This window comes from Coleofasciculaceae cyanobacterium (assembly GCA_036703275.1).
Classification (GTDB): Bacteria; Cyanobacteriota; Cyanobacteriia; order Cyanobacteriales; family Xenococcaceae; genus Waterburya.
Window position 1 is genome coordinate 15,953 of the sequence record DATNPK010000012.1, and the last position, 17,017, is coordinate 32,969.

The following is a 17,017-nucleotide window of genomic DNA, read 5'->3' on the forward strand; positions in this document are numbered from 1 at the left end:
TCGTACTAATAAAGCATTTTTTAGGTTGTAAGTGAGCTTAACGCTTCTGGTTTGTTGATGACTTTATCAATTAAGCCATATTCCACCGCATCCTCCGAGGACATATAGAAATCTCTTTCTGTATCGGCAGCTATCTTATCAAAAGGTTGACCAGTATGTCCTGCAATTAGTTCATTAAGTCTTTGCTTAATATACAGAATTTCTTTAGCCTGAATTTCAATGTCAGTAGCCTGTCCTTGCGCGCCTCCTAAAGGCTGGTGAATCATAATTCGCGAACTGGGCAAAGCCATCCGCTTTCCTTTCGTCCCACCAGATAACAAAAAAGCTCCCATACTGGCAGCAATACCATAACAAATTGTCACGACATCTGGTTGAATTTGCTGCATGGTGTCATACATGGCCAGGCCTGAATACACCGAACCACCAGGGGAATTGATATAAATTTGGATATCTTTTTCAGGATCTTCTGCTTCAAGATAAAGCAACTGCGCCACAACCGAATCGGCTACTTTATCGTCAATCGGAGTACCCAAGAAAATAATGCGCTCTCGTAAAAGACGTGAATAAATATCAAAGGCTCTTTCTCCAAGACCGGACTGTTCTACCACCATTGGTATAACATTGCCCTCAGTAAGCACCGAGTTTATTTTAGGAAGACTTTTATTAACGAGAAAGCCGTAGGGCGAATGCGATTCCAGCATAGATTTTTGCCAAAAATTTGTCACTATTGATTTATTTAATTTGCTACCTATAACCAGAATTGGCTGTAGTTAGCTATTTTCATTATGCCTCAACTAAAGTGATCTGTAATAACGGGCAGATTTGCTAATGAAGAATCGGAATGGGCATCAACTCAATTATAGTTTGGCGTTCTTTTCCCTCACTAGCAAGCTGTCTTATTCAGAATCGGCAATTACTTCCACTTCGGCGGTTTCTACCTCTGATTCAGAATCGGCAATTACTTCCACTTCGGCAGTTTCTATCTCTGATTCAGAATCGTCTGCTTCGGATTCTGCTAGTGAGCCTTCCAGAACAAGTTCAATAGTTGCTTTTTCTCGCAAAAAGCTATAGGTGTTTTCGCTGGTCAGGTCTTCGGTAACCATGGACAACAAACGGTCTTCATCGACTTCTTGTCCAGTCAATTGTGGTCTTATTTCTTCTATCTTGGCATTGATTGCGGCCTCATCGGGTTCTAAACCTTCTCTTTTGGCTATCTCTTTAACGATCAAAGACTTTTGCAGGTTAGTTACCGCTTCTGGACGAGCGTTATCCCGCAACATCGGCACGTTATCGGAATTAAATAACTGTTTCATGTCTAGCCCCATTTGTTGCATCTGCATCAGGGTTTTGGTTAAAACGTTAGTCACTTCTTCCTGAACTAAAGATTCTGGCAAATCTAAAGTGTTTTGTTCCAACAAAGCATCCGCGATCGCCGCGTTGATGTTATTCTTGGTTTGGTTCTCTGCTTGCTCTTTAAATTGCTTTTCTACAGACTCTTTGTAGGCTGCAAAGGTTTCAAACTCATCATCGCTAATATCTTGAGCAAAGTCGTCATCTAATTCAGGCAGTTCCTTAGTTTTTAGTTCGTTCAAGGTAATGCTGAATACGGCTGGTTTACCCGCCAAATCCTGTTGAGGATAATCCTCTGGGAAGGTAACCTCCACTTCTTTGGTTTCCTCTGGCTTCATGCCGACAATACCTTCAACCATGCCAGGAATCAGCTTGCCTTCGGCTATCTCTACCTGAAAATTAGTCGCGCTTCCTCCTTCAATCTCTTTGCCTGCCTCTCCTTCGGCTGTCAAAGTGCCTTTAAAATCGACAAAGGCTACATCTCCCATTTGAGCTGTTCGCTCTTCAACGGGGACTAAATCAGCTTTTTGCGAGCGACGCTGTTCGATAAACTCGTCTACTTTCTCTGGTTTATAGACTATTTCTTCAGCTTTTACACTTAGATTACTGTAATCTGCTAATTCTAGAGTAGGAGGAACATCTACCGCTATTGAAAAAGTAATCGCATCTCCAGGCTGGTATTGTCCCAATAGTTCTTCAAAACTAGAACGTAAATTGGGCTGCCCGAGAGCCTCAATTGATTCTTGTTCAATCGCATCTTGTAAAGATTTTTGAATTAGTTCTTCAAGGGCAGCAGCCTTGATCCGTTCGTTACCAATTCTTTGCAATAAAATTTGGCGTGGTACTTTCCCTTTGCGAAACCCAGGAATATTGCTGGAACGAGAAAGGTTTTGCACCATTTTTTCATAAGCACTGCGAGACGCTTCTGGGGCAATTTCTATATTTAAGCCAACTTGACTTTCAGGAAGTCTCTCCTGGGTTACTTTCATCGATGTTTATATCTTAAAACTACTTGATTAATTTTATGGTAGATCTAGGTAGGAATTAACTTAAGTAAAGTTAAAACTTGCAAAGCTCAATTTATTTAAACCAGACGAGTAAGCGTGCGCTCGGCTGCGATAAACTAAAACAATTTTTAACAGTTTTCCCTATGAGTCAATAGACATAATACTATATCTATATGAACTAAATAGGTAGGCGTAATTAAGTTGGAAAAATTATTTATATAGATTTTGATTTAATCAACAGCAGCGAGACCTAGCTAGATTTAGCAGGTCAGTTCAATTTACTACAGTAAAAAATATAAAGGAGGCTAATGTAATTGTCTAAAAACGTCAATGTAGCTATTTTGGGCGCAACAGGAGCAGTAGGACAAGAGCTATTAGAACTACTTGCCGAGCGCGATTTTCCGCTCAAAAATTTAAAGCTTTTAGCTTCTTCGCGTTCTGCGGGTAGCAAGATTGTTTTCCAAGGGCAAGAATTAACTGTAGAAGCAGTAGAGGAAAATTCTTTTGAAAATGTCGATCTTGTTTTAGCATCTGCTGGAGGTTCTACTTCCAAAGCTTGGGCAAAAATCGCGGTCAATGCTGGGGCAGTAGTAATCGATAATTCTAGTGCGTTTCGGATGGATGCTCATGTTCCTCTAGTTGTGCCAGAAATTAATCCTGAAGCTGCCGCTAAACATCAGGGAATTATTGCCAATCCCAACTGCACCACTATTTTAATGGGCGTGGCAATTTATCCTCTACACAAAATACAGCCAATTAAACGAGTTGTTGTTGCTACTTATCAATCGGCATCAGGTGCAGGAGCAATGGCAATGGCAGAAGCTCAAACTCAGGCAAGAGAGATTTTAGATGGCAGGCAGCCCCAAGCAAAAGTATTGCCTTATCCAATTGCTTTTAATCTATTCCCTCATAATTCTCCCTTGAACGACCAAGGATATTGCGAGGAAGAAATGAAAATGGTCAATGAAACGCGGAAGATTTTCAATGACGATCAAATTAGAGTTACTGCTACCTGCGTCCGTGTGCCAATTCTACGCGCCCACTCCGAAGCGATTAATCTAGAATTTGAGCGGCCGTTTGATGTCAACCAAGCCAGAGAATTAATCGCTGCTGCACCTGGAGTTAAACTAGTTGAGGACTGGCAAAATAATTATTTTCCCATGCCTATGGACGCAACAGGACAAGATCCTGTATTGGTAGGTAGAATTCGCCAAGATATTTCTCACAATTGCGGGTTAGAATTATGGCTTTGTGGCGATCAAATTCGTAAAGGTGCTGCCCTTAATGCCATACAAATAGCCGAACTGTTGCTCGAAAAGAATTTATTAACCGTTCCTAATTCAGCAGTTAGTGTCTAAGGGATTTATATATTTAGTAAAAAATAATGATGAGTCAAATAGAGATAGATGCGTGAAAACCCCTTTGGTAGAGTAGTGACGGCAATGGTAACCCCCTTTGCTGAAGATGGCAGCGTCGACTATGTGGTAGCAGAAAAATTGGCGGTACATCTGGTAGAAAACGGTAGTGATGGCTTGGTGGTTTGCGGTACTACAGGAGAATCGCCCACTTTAAGTTGGTCAGAAGAGTATGAGTTATTTAAAGTAGTAAAACAAGCAGTGGGAGATCGCGCCAAGATTATCGCTGGTACTGGTTCAAATTCGACTACCGAAGCGATCGCTGCTACGCAAAAAGCTGCTAAACTAGATTTAGATGGTTCTTTACAGGTAGTTCCATACTACAATAAGCCACCCCAGTCGGGACTGTATCGGCATTTCAAAGCGATCGCCGAAGCCTGCCCCGATTTACCAATGATGTTATACAATGTGCCAGGTAGGACTAGTTGCAGCCTAGATCCAGAAACGATAGCTAATTTAGCGCAGATTGATAATGTGGTGGCAATTAAAGATGCTAGCGGAAACATAGAGCAGGCGTGCAAAATGAGGTGTTTGACTCCCCCAAACTTCGCTATTTATTCAGGGGAAGACGTCTTGACTCTACCCCTATTAACGATAGGAAGCTCGGGAGTAGTTAGCGTGGCTTCACACCTGGTGGGAAACCAAATGCAGTCAATGATTCAGGCGTTTGCCACAGGCGATAATCAGCAAGCGACTAAAATACAGTTGCAACTTTTTCCTTTATTTCAGGCTCTGTTCATGACAACTAACCCGATTCCAGTTAAAGCTGCCTTAAATTTACAGGGCTGGAAAGTAGGAAGGTTGCGTACACCTTTATGTGAGCTACAATTGGATTTACTAGAAAATTTAAAAATAGTTTTACAAGAATTAAACTTAATTTAGTCTGGTTTTTTTATTATTTATTATTAAAATAAAGTTTTATTTTTAATATATAAGCCAATTTTAAATATCTGCAATACAATAAGAAATTAATTGTCTTCGAGAACAGTTTTGAGGCAATCAGTATGAAAAATTGCAAACTTTTGGAAATAATATCAATAATTATTCACTATAAAAGTTTTTACAGTTAGTAGGATCGGATTGGGAAACTAATTAAATTAGATAGTTTTACAGTTCTTAGAAAACGCTCTACGAAAAAGATTCTAAGGCGAATTTACAGTTTTTATTGAGTAAATAAAACAAGCGCGAATAACCAAATACAACAAAACCAAATGAGTAAAGTAATCAAGAAAAATAATAAGTCAACCGTCAAAATTATTCCCTTGGGTGGATTGCACGAAATTGGCAAAAATACCTGCGTCTTTGAATATGAAGACGAAATTATTCTATTAGATGCGGGATTGGGCTTTCCTTCGGATCAAATGCACGGCATTAACATTGTTTTGCCTGACATGACATATTTAAGAGAAAATTCTCATCGCATCAAAGGAATGATTGTGACTCATGGTCATGAAGATCATATTGGTGGTATAGCCTATCACCTCAAGCAGTTTGATATACCTATAATTTATGGTCCTAGGCTAGCTATGTCTCTGTTAAGCGACAAACTAGAAGAGGCAGGGGTTAGCGATCGCACCACGCTAAAAAGTGTTCTTCCTAGGGATATCGTACAGATTGGCAAACATTTCCGCGCCGAATATATTCGTAATACCCATTCTATTGCCGATAGCTTTACCGTCGCGATTCATACCCCGATTGGCGTAATTATCCACTCAGGAGACTTTAAAATAGATCACACCCCAGTCGATGGAGAACACTTCGACCTCCAAAAACTAGCCGAACATGGTGCAAACGGGGTATTGTGTTTGCTGAGTGACTCTACTAACGCCGAAGTACCAGGACATACACCCTCGGAGCGTTCGGTCTATCCCAACCTCGATCGCATCTTTGGTCAAGCCCAAGGACGTTTGATGGTAACAACCTTCTCTTCTTCGGTGCATCGGGTCAATATGGTCTTAGATTTAGCTCAGAAGCATGGTCGTAAGGTAGCGGTAGTAGGACGTTCTATGCTCAACGTCATCGCTCATGCTCGTAAGCTGGGATATATTCAATGTCGCGATGATATCTTTGAACCATTGCGCTCTGTCAATCGTTTACCAGATAATAAAGTTTTAATTCTCAGCACTGGTTCACAGGGAGAAACCCTAGCAGCAATGACTCGTATTTCCCGAGGGGAACATCGCCAAGTCAGCGTCAGAGAAGGAGATACTATTGTATTTTCCGCTAACCCTATTCCTGGTAACACTGTTGGAGTGGTTAACACAATTGACCGTCTGATGATGCAGGGAGCAAAAGTAATCTATGGTCGTCGCGAAGGAATTCATGTTTCGGGTCACGGTGCTAGAGAAGACCACAAGCTAATGTTGAATTTGACCAGACCTAAGTTCTTTGTGCCTGTACACGGTGAACATCGTATGTTAGTCGAACACGCAGGAATGGCAAAAGCAATGGGTGTTCCCGAAGAAAATATTGTGATTATTAAAAACGGTCATATTATTGAGCTTACCCAAGATAGTATTGGCATTAATGGAGAAGTTCCTTCTGGTATTGAACTAGTCGATCGCGCTGGTATTGTTCAAGATGATGTCATGAAAGAAAGACAACAGCTTGCCGAAGATGGAGTCATTACCGTAGCTGCGGCAATTGACTGGTCGGGTAAACTAGTCGCCTCTCCAGCGCTGCACTTACGAGGAGTAGTCACTTCAGTCGAGCAATCCTTACTACAGCAGTTAGTCAGCAGAACCATTGAAAGAATTTTAAGCGATCGCTGGAGCGACTTTAGCCATAGCCAGAACGGAGAAACCGAAATTGACTGGACAGAGGTACGTTTAGAAATTGAAGGTGGATTACAGCGTCTAATCAAGCGAGAACTACGTAGTCGTCCTTTAGTGGTGTTTTTAATGCAGACTCCTGAAAAAGAACCTACTAAAACGACAGCAGCCAGAAGAAGAAGACGTTCTAGTTCAACAAACTCAACAAACTCAACAAACTCAACAAACTCAACTTCCGCTCCCGTTATTTCTCGTCGCTCATAAATCGGCCATTAGCTTTAGGCTTTAGGCTTTAGGCTTTTAAAAATTATACTTGTAATAAAAAGCGTTACTTGACATTAGAGCAAGTAACGCTTTGTTCGTCAGTAAGAGAAAAAATAAAATCGTCAATAAAAATGAGTCAAGACTTATCCATATTACAGATAATCTACTCGCTACAGTAAATAATAATTAGCGAGGTAGATTAATTGGCAGGTTTACGGGAGAAATGTTTGTTGTCGGATAATTAGGAATATTTTGAACTGTGGCAGATTGAGATGAAGACTGTTGATCTGTTTGAGCTGTTGCTGTGCCGTTTACAACACCATTGTGATTGACTACAGTGCTAGAGGTTTGCTGTTGAGCAATAGGCGACTGTGGAACAACTTGAGGAATTTGAGTCACAATTGGTTGTGGGGCCAAAACAGGAGCAGGTGCGGGAGCAGAACCAGCAGGCAAACAATTGGATAGACATAGGTTAAGACTGTTGCCATTAGCGTTGTTTGTACCAACATTAAACTCAGGTCTTCCCGGTGTTACAGGGGTTGGAACAGGTACTGGTTGCTGAATTACCTGTGGTTGTGGTTGTTTGCTTCTAACCAAAGCATTTAATGCTCCAGAAACTACTTCTAAAATTTGGGCTGATGCTGGTTGAGGTTGAGCAACAGTAGCTATTGTAGCGGTTAAAGCGATTATTATTAATCCTGGGTTAAACTGACGAATAGAGCTGTTCATTTTTCGGTTCTCACTTACTTAAATTTAGTGAACTAATTACTATTTAGTAGGTTGAGAACAATAAATTTATGCATCATCAAACTAAAATGCTGATGCTGTCATAGTTTATAGAAAAGAAAAATAAAGAAGGCGATCGCTGTTAAACCGTAGATTTGCTACGTATCCATCTTTGATTAAATTAAATTGCTGTTGAAACTTCTTCTGCATCCAAAATCGACCAAACTTTTTGCATCAAAGTATCTAATCCCTGGCGAGTTACCGCGGAGACATGAAAAATTGACACAGAAGTAAGTTCCTGTAATTCAGAAGTAATTTGGTCTAAGATTTCTGAATCTACTGCGTCTATCTTATTAAAAGCAATAATTTGCGGACGTTCGGGTAAACCATGTCCATAGGCTTCTAGTTCCTGTTGAATGGTCTGGTAGTCAACTATTGGATCATCTGCCGTAGCGTCAATTAGATGTAGTAAGATGCGGGTTCGCTCAATATGGCGTAAAAAGTCATGACCCAAGCCAATACCTTCAGAAGCACCTGAAATCAATCCAGGAATATCAGCAAACACCGTACCGTCTCCCGTCGGTTTACGTACCACTCCTAAGTTAGGAACTAGAGTCGTAAAAGGGTAGTCAGCGACTTTGGGTTTCGCTGAAGATAACGAAGAAATAAGCGTAGATTTTCCGGCATTGGGCAAACCAATAATTCCGACTTCGGCGATCAGCTTTAATTCAAGGCGTAAACGTCTGGTTTCTCCCTCTAACCCTGGCAAAGCGTGTTCTGGAGCCCGATTGCGATTACTCAAAAAATGCTTGTTACCTAGACCGCCTTTGCCACCTGCGGCAACACAAAGAGTTTCACCATCAATAGTTAAGTCACCGATATACTCTCCCGTATCGGCATCAGTAATTAGAGTACCACAGGGAATTTCAATTAGGCGATCGCTTCCCTTTGCTCCCGTACAATTATTCGGTCCTCCTTTTTTGCCATCTTCGGCTTGAAAAATTCTGGCATAGCGAAAATCCAGTAAAGTTTGCAGTCGACTTGACGCTACTAATATTACTGACCCTCCCCAACCACCATTGCCCCCAGCAGGGCCCCCAGCGGGGACATATTTTTCCCGACGGAATGCCACCATTCCATCACCACCCTTGCCCGCTACTACTTCTACTTCGGCTAGATCGATAAACTGCATAGATAAATTACGGCACAATTCGGTAAAACTTTGTATAGTTTATCACTTGAGGTTTTGCTATTTGGTAACTAAGGCTAATAGCTATAAACCAGATAATTAAAAGCATCAATCAAATCACTGTACGTACTTAGTCACATCTTCGCCACATTCATCGGCTAGGTATGAAAGTGAACGAAAGCGCAGCATTGTAAACTGCTCATATAAAGGATTTAACTTGCAAAGAGGAGGAATATGAGCAATTTTGCGTCCAAATAAATTAATATCCCGCTCAAAAGGACATTGTGGCGGGATTACTTTACAGACAAATTTAGCCAAACGGGGATCTTTGACTTCCATATCTTCCAGCCAATCTTTCACAGGATGCAGCACATCTACACAAGATTTACCTTTTTCGGCAGGTGGAGTTAGAGAAGAGGCAGCACCTGCACTAGTTTCTGTGGGTAATTCCTCTGGCTTATATAGAGTATTTTTTAAAGACTTGAGAGCTTCAACTTCAATTTCTAAAGCATTGCTAAATTTATATAACAAATCATATTCAGACTTAGAATAGACTCCATCGGCTACAGCTACTAATACGCAGGTACGCAAAAAGTTTTCAGCAGTTTCTGATTCTTTGCCCAAACTTTCAGCAAGCTCTTCGGGAGCGATCGCCTCTAGATTGTCAACATCATTAATGTCAGCTAAATCTTGAGTCAATTGAGTAATTAATTCTTGTTCTTGCGGGTGATAATGTCCGTCTACCAGGGCAATAGTGTATAGACCTCTAAGCCAAGCCACAATCTGGCGATCGCTATAAGCAGATTTAGTAATACCAGTCATCAGAATTTATGTTTTAGGTGTTGAAAATAAACTTGTAATTTTGAATATACGAGGCAACGCGGCACATAAGATCTACAAAGATAATAATTTTATGCCATATAAATGATAGCGAAAACTACTTATAAAACTTTCTAAAATTAAATTAGCGCTAAGCTGTAGGCTTTTAGCTGTAAACTAAATCAAATATTAAACAGGTTTATAGCTGTCTTTAAACTGAATTATTAAATATTCATTTCTAAGAGAATCACCTAAAAGCATTGCCCAATTCCGTTGCTCTGACTGGAAGTTTATGGAGCGATCGCTTTCTATTTTGCTAATCGATTGATGATAATTATTTGCAAGAGGGTGAAACCGAATTTCAGCGGCTACAGCAGTCCTGCAAAGAAAAGAGCCCTTTGCTATACCAAAAATTGAAAGCGACTCAAGCCCAAAAGCAGAGCTTAGTATGACAGAGATTCAATAAACGATTCAGTTTCTCGTCTTCTGGCACAATTGTTGTGGCAAAAAGCGATCGCGACTAAAACAAACAAAAGCTGACTGCCTACTTGGGGAGGAGAACAGCCAAGTTTTGAAGTGTGATAGTTAATAGCTGCATCAGTCTTTCTCCTAAATTTGTATCATAACTGTTTAAAATTAAAACTAAAGACTGTAATCTTAAAAACGCAATTATTATTCAAGAAATTACATTACAGGTAACCGAAAAAAGCGATCGCCTAGATCTTTGGCTATCGACCAATTTAAGCGATCTTTCTCGTTCTCGTATCCAAAAGCTGATTGAAGACGGCAATGTCAGGTTAAATCATCAGGTTTGCAACAGTAAAAAGGTTAAAGTTAGCCCTGGTGATACTCTTGACATAACTATTCCTGAACCCGAAAAACTCAATTTAACTCCTGAAAATATTCCTCTGGATATTCTTTATGAAGACGAACAGTTGATTATTGTTAATAAACCAGCGGGTATGGTGGTGCATCCAGCACCAGGACATTATACGGGGACGCTAGTTCACGCTTTACTGCATCATTGCGACACTTTAGCAGGAATTGGCGGGGTGGAACGACCAGGAATTGTCCATCGACTCGATAAAGATACTACGGGAGCAATTGTGATCGCCAAAAGCGATCGCGCTCATCAAAACTTACAGGCACAAATTAAAGCTAAAACGACCAGAAGAGAATACTGGGGGATAGTCTACGGTTCTTTTGCCACCGAAACAGGAAAAATTGACTTACCGATTGGTCGTCACAAAGGCGATCGCCAAAAGATGGCGGTTATTCCTGTAGCCCAAGGAGGCAGAGAAGCCGTCACCCACTGGAAAATTTTGGAACGAATTGGTAATTATAGCTTGATGCAATTTGTGTTAGAAACGGGGCGGACTCATCAAATCAGAGTTCATTGCGCTCATCAAGGACACCCTCTACTTGGAGACACCACCTACGGCTCAAATCGTGCTTTAAAAGTCAATTTATCGGGTCAAGCTCTCCACGCCAGACAATTATCTTTATTACATCCAATATCAGGAGAACCCATTCAGGCGATCGCAGCTCTACCAGCAGAATTTACCAAACTCTTGCAAGTTTTGCGTCGTCGAAACTAGTTGTCAAGTGTCTGCTGTTTTCAAAACTGAGGATACTCGGCTAACATTAACTCAACTGCTTGAGGAGTTAGCGGTTTAGAAAATAAATATCCTTGACCAAACTCACATCCCAAAAATTTTAACTGACTAAGTTGTTGAGGTGTTTCTACTCCCTCAGAAATAGTATCCATTCCCAAGGTTTTTGCTAAGGTAATAATCAATCGAACAATCTCAAAATTCTCTGAATCAAAGTTCATTTGTTCGATAAAAGAGCGGTCAATTTTCAGATTATCAATGGGAAAACGGCGCAAATAGCTCAAAGAAGAATAACCCGTACCAAAATCATCAATACTTAGCTTGATGTTTCTGCTTCTAATTTGCCTTAAAGTGTTTTGGACATTTCCTTCGGGTTCAATTAAAGCACTTTCAGTAATCTCTAATCTCAAAGAGCTACCGTTCAACCCAGTTTCTAAGAGAATTCGATCTAACTTATCAATAAACTCAGGCTGTTGTAGCTGTTGACTAGCTAAATTGATACTCATCTTCAAAGAGTCAATCTGAGATATGGAACTAAATTGTTGTCTCCAGGTTTGTAATTGTTGACAAGCTTCTGTGAGTAACCATTCACCAATGCTCAAGATCAATCCTGTATCTTCGGCAATGGGAATAAATTCGACAGGAGAAATAAAACCTCTTTCAGGATGTTGCCAACGAATCAGCGCTTCAAAACCAACCAAGCTATTGTGATCCAAAGACATAATTGGTTGGTAGTGCATGACAAACTCATTACGTTCAAGAGCCAGACGCAAATTGTTTTCTAATTCAACTAAGCGAAGAGTTTCATCATACATTGTCTGGTCAAAAATGGTGTAGCGCGCTTTTCCATTGTCTTTGGCACGATACATCGCAATATCAGCATCGCGCATTAAATCAGTCGCGTTGCTATATTCTATTGAGCTAAATACAATGCCAATACTGGCACTAGTAAAAATACTTTGACCCTGTAATTCAAATGGCGATCGCAATTTTTTTTGAATGCGATCGCCAATTAAAGTTGCATCCTGAAGCTGTTTAATGCCGTCTAACAAAATGACAAATTCGTCACCTCCGAGCCGACCCACAATATCGTTTTCTCTCACGCATCCTTGGAGTAAGTTAGACACGGCAACTAATAATCGATCGCCAATTAAATGCCCTAGACTATCGTTGATAATTTTAAAGCGATCGAGGTCGATAAATAATAGTGCATACATATAACCAGGATTTCGTCTGGCATGGGCGATGGTAAATTCAATTCTTTCCATCAATAAGGCTCGGTTCGCTAATCCCGTTAAGCTATCGTGCAGTGCATCATATATTAACTGCTGTTGTACTCGCTGACGTTCGTTAATTTCTTGGCGCAGTTTTTGAACCGCAGTTTTTAGTTCAATAGTACGTTGATAAACTTTTTTTTCGAGATTCTGATTTAATTCATTAATCTTAGCATTGGCTAATTGCAGAGAAATTTGGTTTTTAACCCGAACTAAGACTTCTTTGACTTGGATAGGTTTACTAATATAGTCTACTCCACCCGCTTCAAAAGCTTTAACTTTATCCAAAACATCATCTAAAGCACTGAGAAAAATGACTGGGATATCGCGGGTTTGTTTATTGGCTTTTAACTTTTGACAAACTTGATAACCATCAAGATCGGGCATTTTAATATCCAATAAAATTAGATCGGGAAGAATTGTACTTGCCCCCCGTATTGCTGTGAATCCATTTTTGGCACAGCGCACCCGATATCCTTGTTTGCTGAGAGTAGTCGCGAGAATTTGCAAATTATCAGCAACATCATCGACCACTAAAATACTAATTGTCTTGTCTGGAATAGAGATCGTCATTTTTCTTGTTTGGGTGAAGATGGACTTGTCCGCATGAATGATGGCGTAATGTCAACTGGTTAACCGCTCTAGCTCTTTTTTATTAAATTGAGAATGTTATCGAAATCAAAATCGTTAACCTGCTTTTGCAGGGCATGTTTTAAATCAGTATGTTCTAGGGGGATTTCTGCTAATAGTTGAGTCAGTAAGTCTCGATCTAACACTATCGCTGCCTGCTCTACTTGGTTTAACCATCGGTCGGACATTACATTTAATGTCTCTGCCGTCAATTTAAAATTACTAGGGGTCACAGGAATAATTGGTTCATAGACGTAGCGTATTCCTAAGTGTTGTGCAATTTTGTCAAAAATAACGTTTTCTGAAAAGGGTTTCCCGACAAAATCATCACATCCCGCTGCTTTAAATAGCAATTTTTCTTCTTCTAAGGTACTAGCAGTCAGTGCTACAATCGGCGTGTATAGATGAGGATAAGATCTAATTCGCTCTGTTGCCTCACAACCATTCATTACGGGCATTCTTAAATCCATCCAGATCATATGAGGTTGCCACTGCAACCATATATCTACTGCTTCTTTACCATTAACTGCCTCTTTGATTTTAAAACCTACTGGTTCCAATAGCAGCGACATAATTTTACGATTGGTTTTAGAGTCATCGACAATCAAAATTCGATATTCAATCTGGTCTGATTCTAGACGGATAATTCTTCTCAAGCCAGATTGAACCTGCAATTTTTGAGCCACAATACTTTCGGTCTGAATCTCTAGATTAAAGATTATGCCTTGTCCTAAATTGCTGTTGTTGCTTACGGTAATGTCTCCTCCCATTAATTGAGCAAGCCGACGGCTAATTGGCAGATTTAAAGAACTACCTCTAGCAGATTGAGACTGTTGTTCTTGTCGCACTCTAACCGTAGGATTGAATAGGGTAGCTAATTCTGTAGCCGTGACTTGAAGATTAGCATTTTCTACCTCAAAATAAACATTAAGGTTTTTAGAAGAGCTTTGCTGGTTTGCCACAACTGTCGTCTTTTGGCGAGCATTACCATAAGCAACTCGAAGGGTTATTGTTGAAGTAGGTGTGGATTTAAAACAATAATCAATCAAATTTCGCAGAATCTGGCGTAGTCTGCGCTCATCAATACAGATATATTGAGGCAAGTTTTCCTCTCTAATTAAAGAAAATTCCCATCCCCGATCGTAAGCTTGGAGCTTGATGCTTTGTTCTATCGTGTCTAACCAGGAATAAAAATCAACGTTATTATGCTCTAAAGTCAGTCGATTCGTTTCAATTTTAGCCAGGTCAACTACGTCATTAATAATCCCTAATAAACGTTCGCCACTACGATTAATAATTGCAATATTTTCTCGACTTGTGGGAGTTATTGATAATTCTTGCTCCATAATCTGAACGAACCCTAATATCGCGTTCAAAGGCGATCGCAATTCATGGCTCATATCTGCTAATAATTCATATGGTTCATTATGAACTGTTTTTTCCGTTTGGGCGATCGGTAAATCAGTCTGACTAAGCGGAGGGTCAAGGTTGAGGTTTTCTTCAGAGTCAGCCCCTTGTAAAAATAAGTCTTCTTGATTCAAAGCAGGGTAATGTTCGCGGCTGGGTGATGAAGTATCGTCTCGCTCATTAAGTCGATCGCCTTTGGCAATCTGTTGATTATCAGAATGATTGTGGGAAAGTTCCATCGGCATCGGCGATTGATTTAATTTAATTAATCTAGTTATCCAGATGCAGGTCAATATTCCCAGAAAAACAGTTGACGACAAATAGGTTAAATATCTTAATCTCAAACTTCTTTGTTCATCTGATTGGTCAATCATTAATTCTGTTTTAGGAATGATCGCCACTATTAAACCATTTAACCCCAATGCTTTACTTTGCCAGGGAGTTACTTGTCCGAAAAGAAAATTCTGCTTAATCTTAAAATCAAATTGTTGAGCCTTATTTATCTTAGAAAATGAGTCGAACTTTTGTTGGAGATATATTAAAACATCTTGACTAGCAAAAGATGATTTGTTGTTTATTTCTCGAAAGTTGCTAGCAATAATTAAACCATCTTCGTTGATGACAATAACTTTGGCTGAAAAATCTAGATCTGCCTGGGTTAAGTATTTGTTAAGTATTTGAGATAAAAGTTGATTTTGACGATTATCAGCACTGATGTCTTTTATTTGTGGTGAATTATTTAAATAAAAAAGCAGCCGATCGCTTATATTGTCTGCATGATTACCAACGTTTTTATTAATATTTTTTGAGTTTTGTTGAATCGAAAAATATTGTGTCAACCAGTCAGTAGCTAAGGGATTGGCGATGATTGGCATTAAAATTATCAAATACAATGATATATTATTAATTCCCAAACGTGGCTTATGTATGCTCTTTATTAGCTGTTTAATTCGGTTTTTGAGCTTCATAAATACTTCAACAAACTAAATATTAGATAATAAAACGCTGGTAATTAATGGTTATTAAACGCTAAAGCTGAAGTTTAGGAGATTCTATTGGTAATTAATTAATCTTGATTTGAAAATTCAATAGCATCATTATGCTAATGCTTGAGCTGAATTTTCGTTAACTGCAATGATTTTCCATTGTAACGGTTATACCTAGTTAATAATGCCTTTGTGGATTTGGCAAAAAGCATATAAGAGGATCGAGCCTGAGAGCTTGTGGCGCAATTGCCTTGCTGTCTCGAGATTAGCAATTCTGTAACATACGAATTAATTAGGATTCACACAGAAAATCATCCATTTTAACTGTCTAAATCTAATTGATTTTTCTACATATCTACTACAAAAATGTAAAAAACTCGATTACGTCTAACTGGTACGTTCGATATCATTTTGAAAATTAAAGACAAAAGCGAGAATTTATCGTCATTCCCATTAATTTCCGCAGGTTTGCCTATAATGAAGGTCAAAGATTACTCCGTGCAGAGTACGTCGGCTTTTTTAACAAGCAATTAAAAAGAGGGAGGTTACCAATTAACAACATAATTTTTTGAAACTATGGAGCTAATTCATAACTTTCCCTCTTAGATACGGTCAAGTCAATTTACTAAGCTACTAACTGCAAATACTTAACCTGAAATTAAGTAACTTTACGATAAGGAACTTTACTCAGGTAGTCAAGATTGGTTGCTGAGTTTGTGGTAGGAGTATTTGCTCTATTAGGTAGACTACGAGCCATATTTAAATATAAAGCGGGACTTCCTGCTTTTGCTTGCTTTTCTTGAGGAGTATAACGACGTACTTCGGTTTGCCAAATAATTTGAGGAAAGCCCAAAATGGAACGATAATATTCGTTATAGCGAGGAGACTTGATATTAAAAGGACGCTCTCCTGTTTGGCGACCAGCAAGTACTCGACGGCGTTGATAAGGTACAATATCGTAGCCGAAGTTTTCTATGTATTCGTCACTGTCTAGCAACGCGTCAATAAATCCTTCTCTACCTTTAGTACCTATTTTAATTGACCAAGCAATTTTCTCTCTTTCGTTATAAGGATCGCGCCCTAAAACTCTTTGGATGCACTGTTCGACAAAACGATAGTTGCTATTTTTTTCGTAAAAGCTACTTCTAAAAGTTTCCGAAAGCAAAAGTCCACGAATAAAATCTCGAACGGTAATTTGACGGTTACGCAATTGAGATTCTAAGTAAATTTCGCGATCGGAACGAAAAGCATAGAAAAAGATTTGACGATATGCTGCATCAATCAATTCATTCATTTCAGTCAAAGAGAATGTACTCTCTGCTGAATAAATTCTGGGTTGGTCATCACTCCCAACATCGTATCCTGCGACACGAGGATTTTGGGAACTAGGCTTATATTCTAGTAAGGGAATAGACAAGTCAAAACCTCCGTCTATCGTGAGTTATGTTAAAAATCTTAGTCCCAATCATACGGTAGTTAGGGGATACAAATGAACAACGGTAACAAAATATTACAGAGTAATTAGTTAGTTTCGGTTTGCTTCACTTAATTTGAGTTACTGGCTAT

At 39.4% G+C, this 17,017-nt stretch carries 12 protein-coding genes; 4 read left to right on the top strand and 8 right to left on the bottom strand.

All coding sequences use genetic code 11. The features are described from left to right. Nucleotides 1-20: 20 nt before the first annotated feature. Entirely contained in the window at nt 21-725 is a 705-nt protein-coding gene (gene clpP, locus V6C71_02335; protein ID HEY9767329.1) for an ATP-dependent Clp endopeptidase proteolytic subunit ClpP, read from the bottom strand. A gap of 171 nt (nt 726-896) precedes the next feature. Then, entirely contained in the window at nt 897-2,339 is a 1,443-nt protein-coding gene (gene tig, locus V6C71_02340; GenBank protein HEY9767330.1) for a trigger factor, read from the bottom strand. A 332-nt stretch (nt 2,340-2,671) separates the two neighbouring features. Here tig and V6C71_02345 point away from each other — a divergent pair, with 332 nt between their 5' ends. From V6C71_02345 to V6C71_02355, 3 genes are all read left to right on the top strand, one after another. Then, nucleotides 2,672-3,715, top strand: a complete 1,044-nt coding sequence (locus V6C71_02345) for an aspartate-semialdehyde dehydrogenase (protein ID HEY9767331.1) — start codon at nt 2,672-2,674, stop codon at nt 3,713-3,715. Nucleotides 3,716-3,763: 48 nt separating this feature from the next. Then, entirely contained in the window at nt 3,764-4,654 is an 891-nt protein-coding gene (dapA, locus tag V6C71_02350; GenBank protein ID HEY9767332.1) for a 4-hydroxy-tetrahydrodipicolinate synthase, read from the top strand. Nucleotides 4,655-4,983: 329 nt separating this feature from the next. After that, nucleotides 4,984-6,807, top strand: a complete 1,824-nt coding sequence (locus V6C71_02355; protein ID HEY9767333.1) for a ribonuclease J — start codon at nt 4,984-4,986, stop codon at nt 6,805-6,807. 186 nt (nt 6,808-6,993) lie between these two features. On the opposite strand, the gene V6C71_02360 is transcribed toward V6C71_02355, so the two are convergent. The 3 genes from V6C71_02360 to V6C71_02370 form a co-directional block, all read right to left on the bottom strand. Next, the gene (locus V6C71_02360) at nt 6,994-7,536 is read right to left on the bottom strand and encodes a hypothetical protein (protein HEY9767334.1); all 543 of its coding nucleotides are present in this window, start codon (nt 7,534-7,536) and stop codon (nt 6,994-6,996) included. Nucleotides 7,537-7,714: 178 nt separating this feature from the next. After that, nucleotides 7,715-8,725, bottom strand: coding sequence for a GTPase ObgE (gene obgE / locus V6C71_02365; protein ID HEY9767335.1), 1,011 nt, complete (start codon nt 8,723-8,725; stop codon nt 7,715-7,717). A 114-nt stretch (nt 8,726-8,839) separates the two neighbouring features. Then, the gene (locus tag V6C71_02370; protein HEY9767336.1) at nt 8,840-9,544 is read right to left on the bottom strand and encodes a Mo-dependent nitrogenase C-terminal domain-containing protein; all 705 of its coding nucleotides are present in this window, start codon (nt 9,542-9,544) and stop codon (nt 8,840-8,842) included. Between the two features lie 680 nt (nt 9,545-10,224). Between V6C71_02370 and V6C71_02375 the strand changes: the two genes are divergently transcribed. Continuing rightward, nucleotides 10,225-11,139 carry an RluA family pseudouridine synthase gene (locus tag V6C71_02375; protein ID HEY9767337.1) on the top strand — a complete coding sequence of 305 codons (915 nt, stop codon included), beginning with the start codon at nt 10,225-10,227 and terminating at the stop codon, nt 11,137-11,139. Nucleotides 11,140-11,159: 20 nt separating this feature from the next. On the opposite strand, the gene V6C71_02380 is transcribed toward V6C71_02375, so the two are convergent. From V6C71_02380 to V6C71_02390, 3 genes are all read right to left on the bottom strand, one after another. Further along, nucleotides 11,160-13,001: an EAL domain-containing protein gene (locus V6C71_02380; protein ID HEY9767338.1), complete on the bottom strand. Its 1,842-nt coding sequence runs from the start codon at nt 12,999-13,001 to the stop codon at nt 11,160-11,162. Between the two features lie 68 nt (nt 13,002-13,069). Beyond that, the gene (locus tag V6C71_02385; GenBank protein HEY9767339.1) at nt 13,070-15,340 is read right to left on the bottom strand and encodes a response regulator; all 2,271 of its coding nucleotides are present in this window, start codon (nt 15,338-15,340) and stop codon (nt 13,070-13,072) included. Nucleotides 15,341-16,109: 769 nt separating this feature from the next. Then, nucleotides 16,110-16,868 (bottom strand): phycobilisome rod-core linker polypeptide, encoded by a 759-nt coding sequence (locus tag V6C71_02390; GenBank protein ID HEY9767340.1) that lies wholly within the window; start codon nt 16,866-16,868, stop codon nt 16,110-16,112. Nucleotides 16,869-17,017 lie beyond the last annotated feature (149 nt).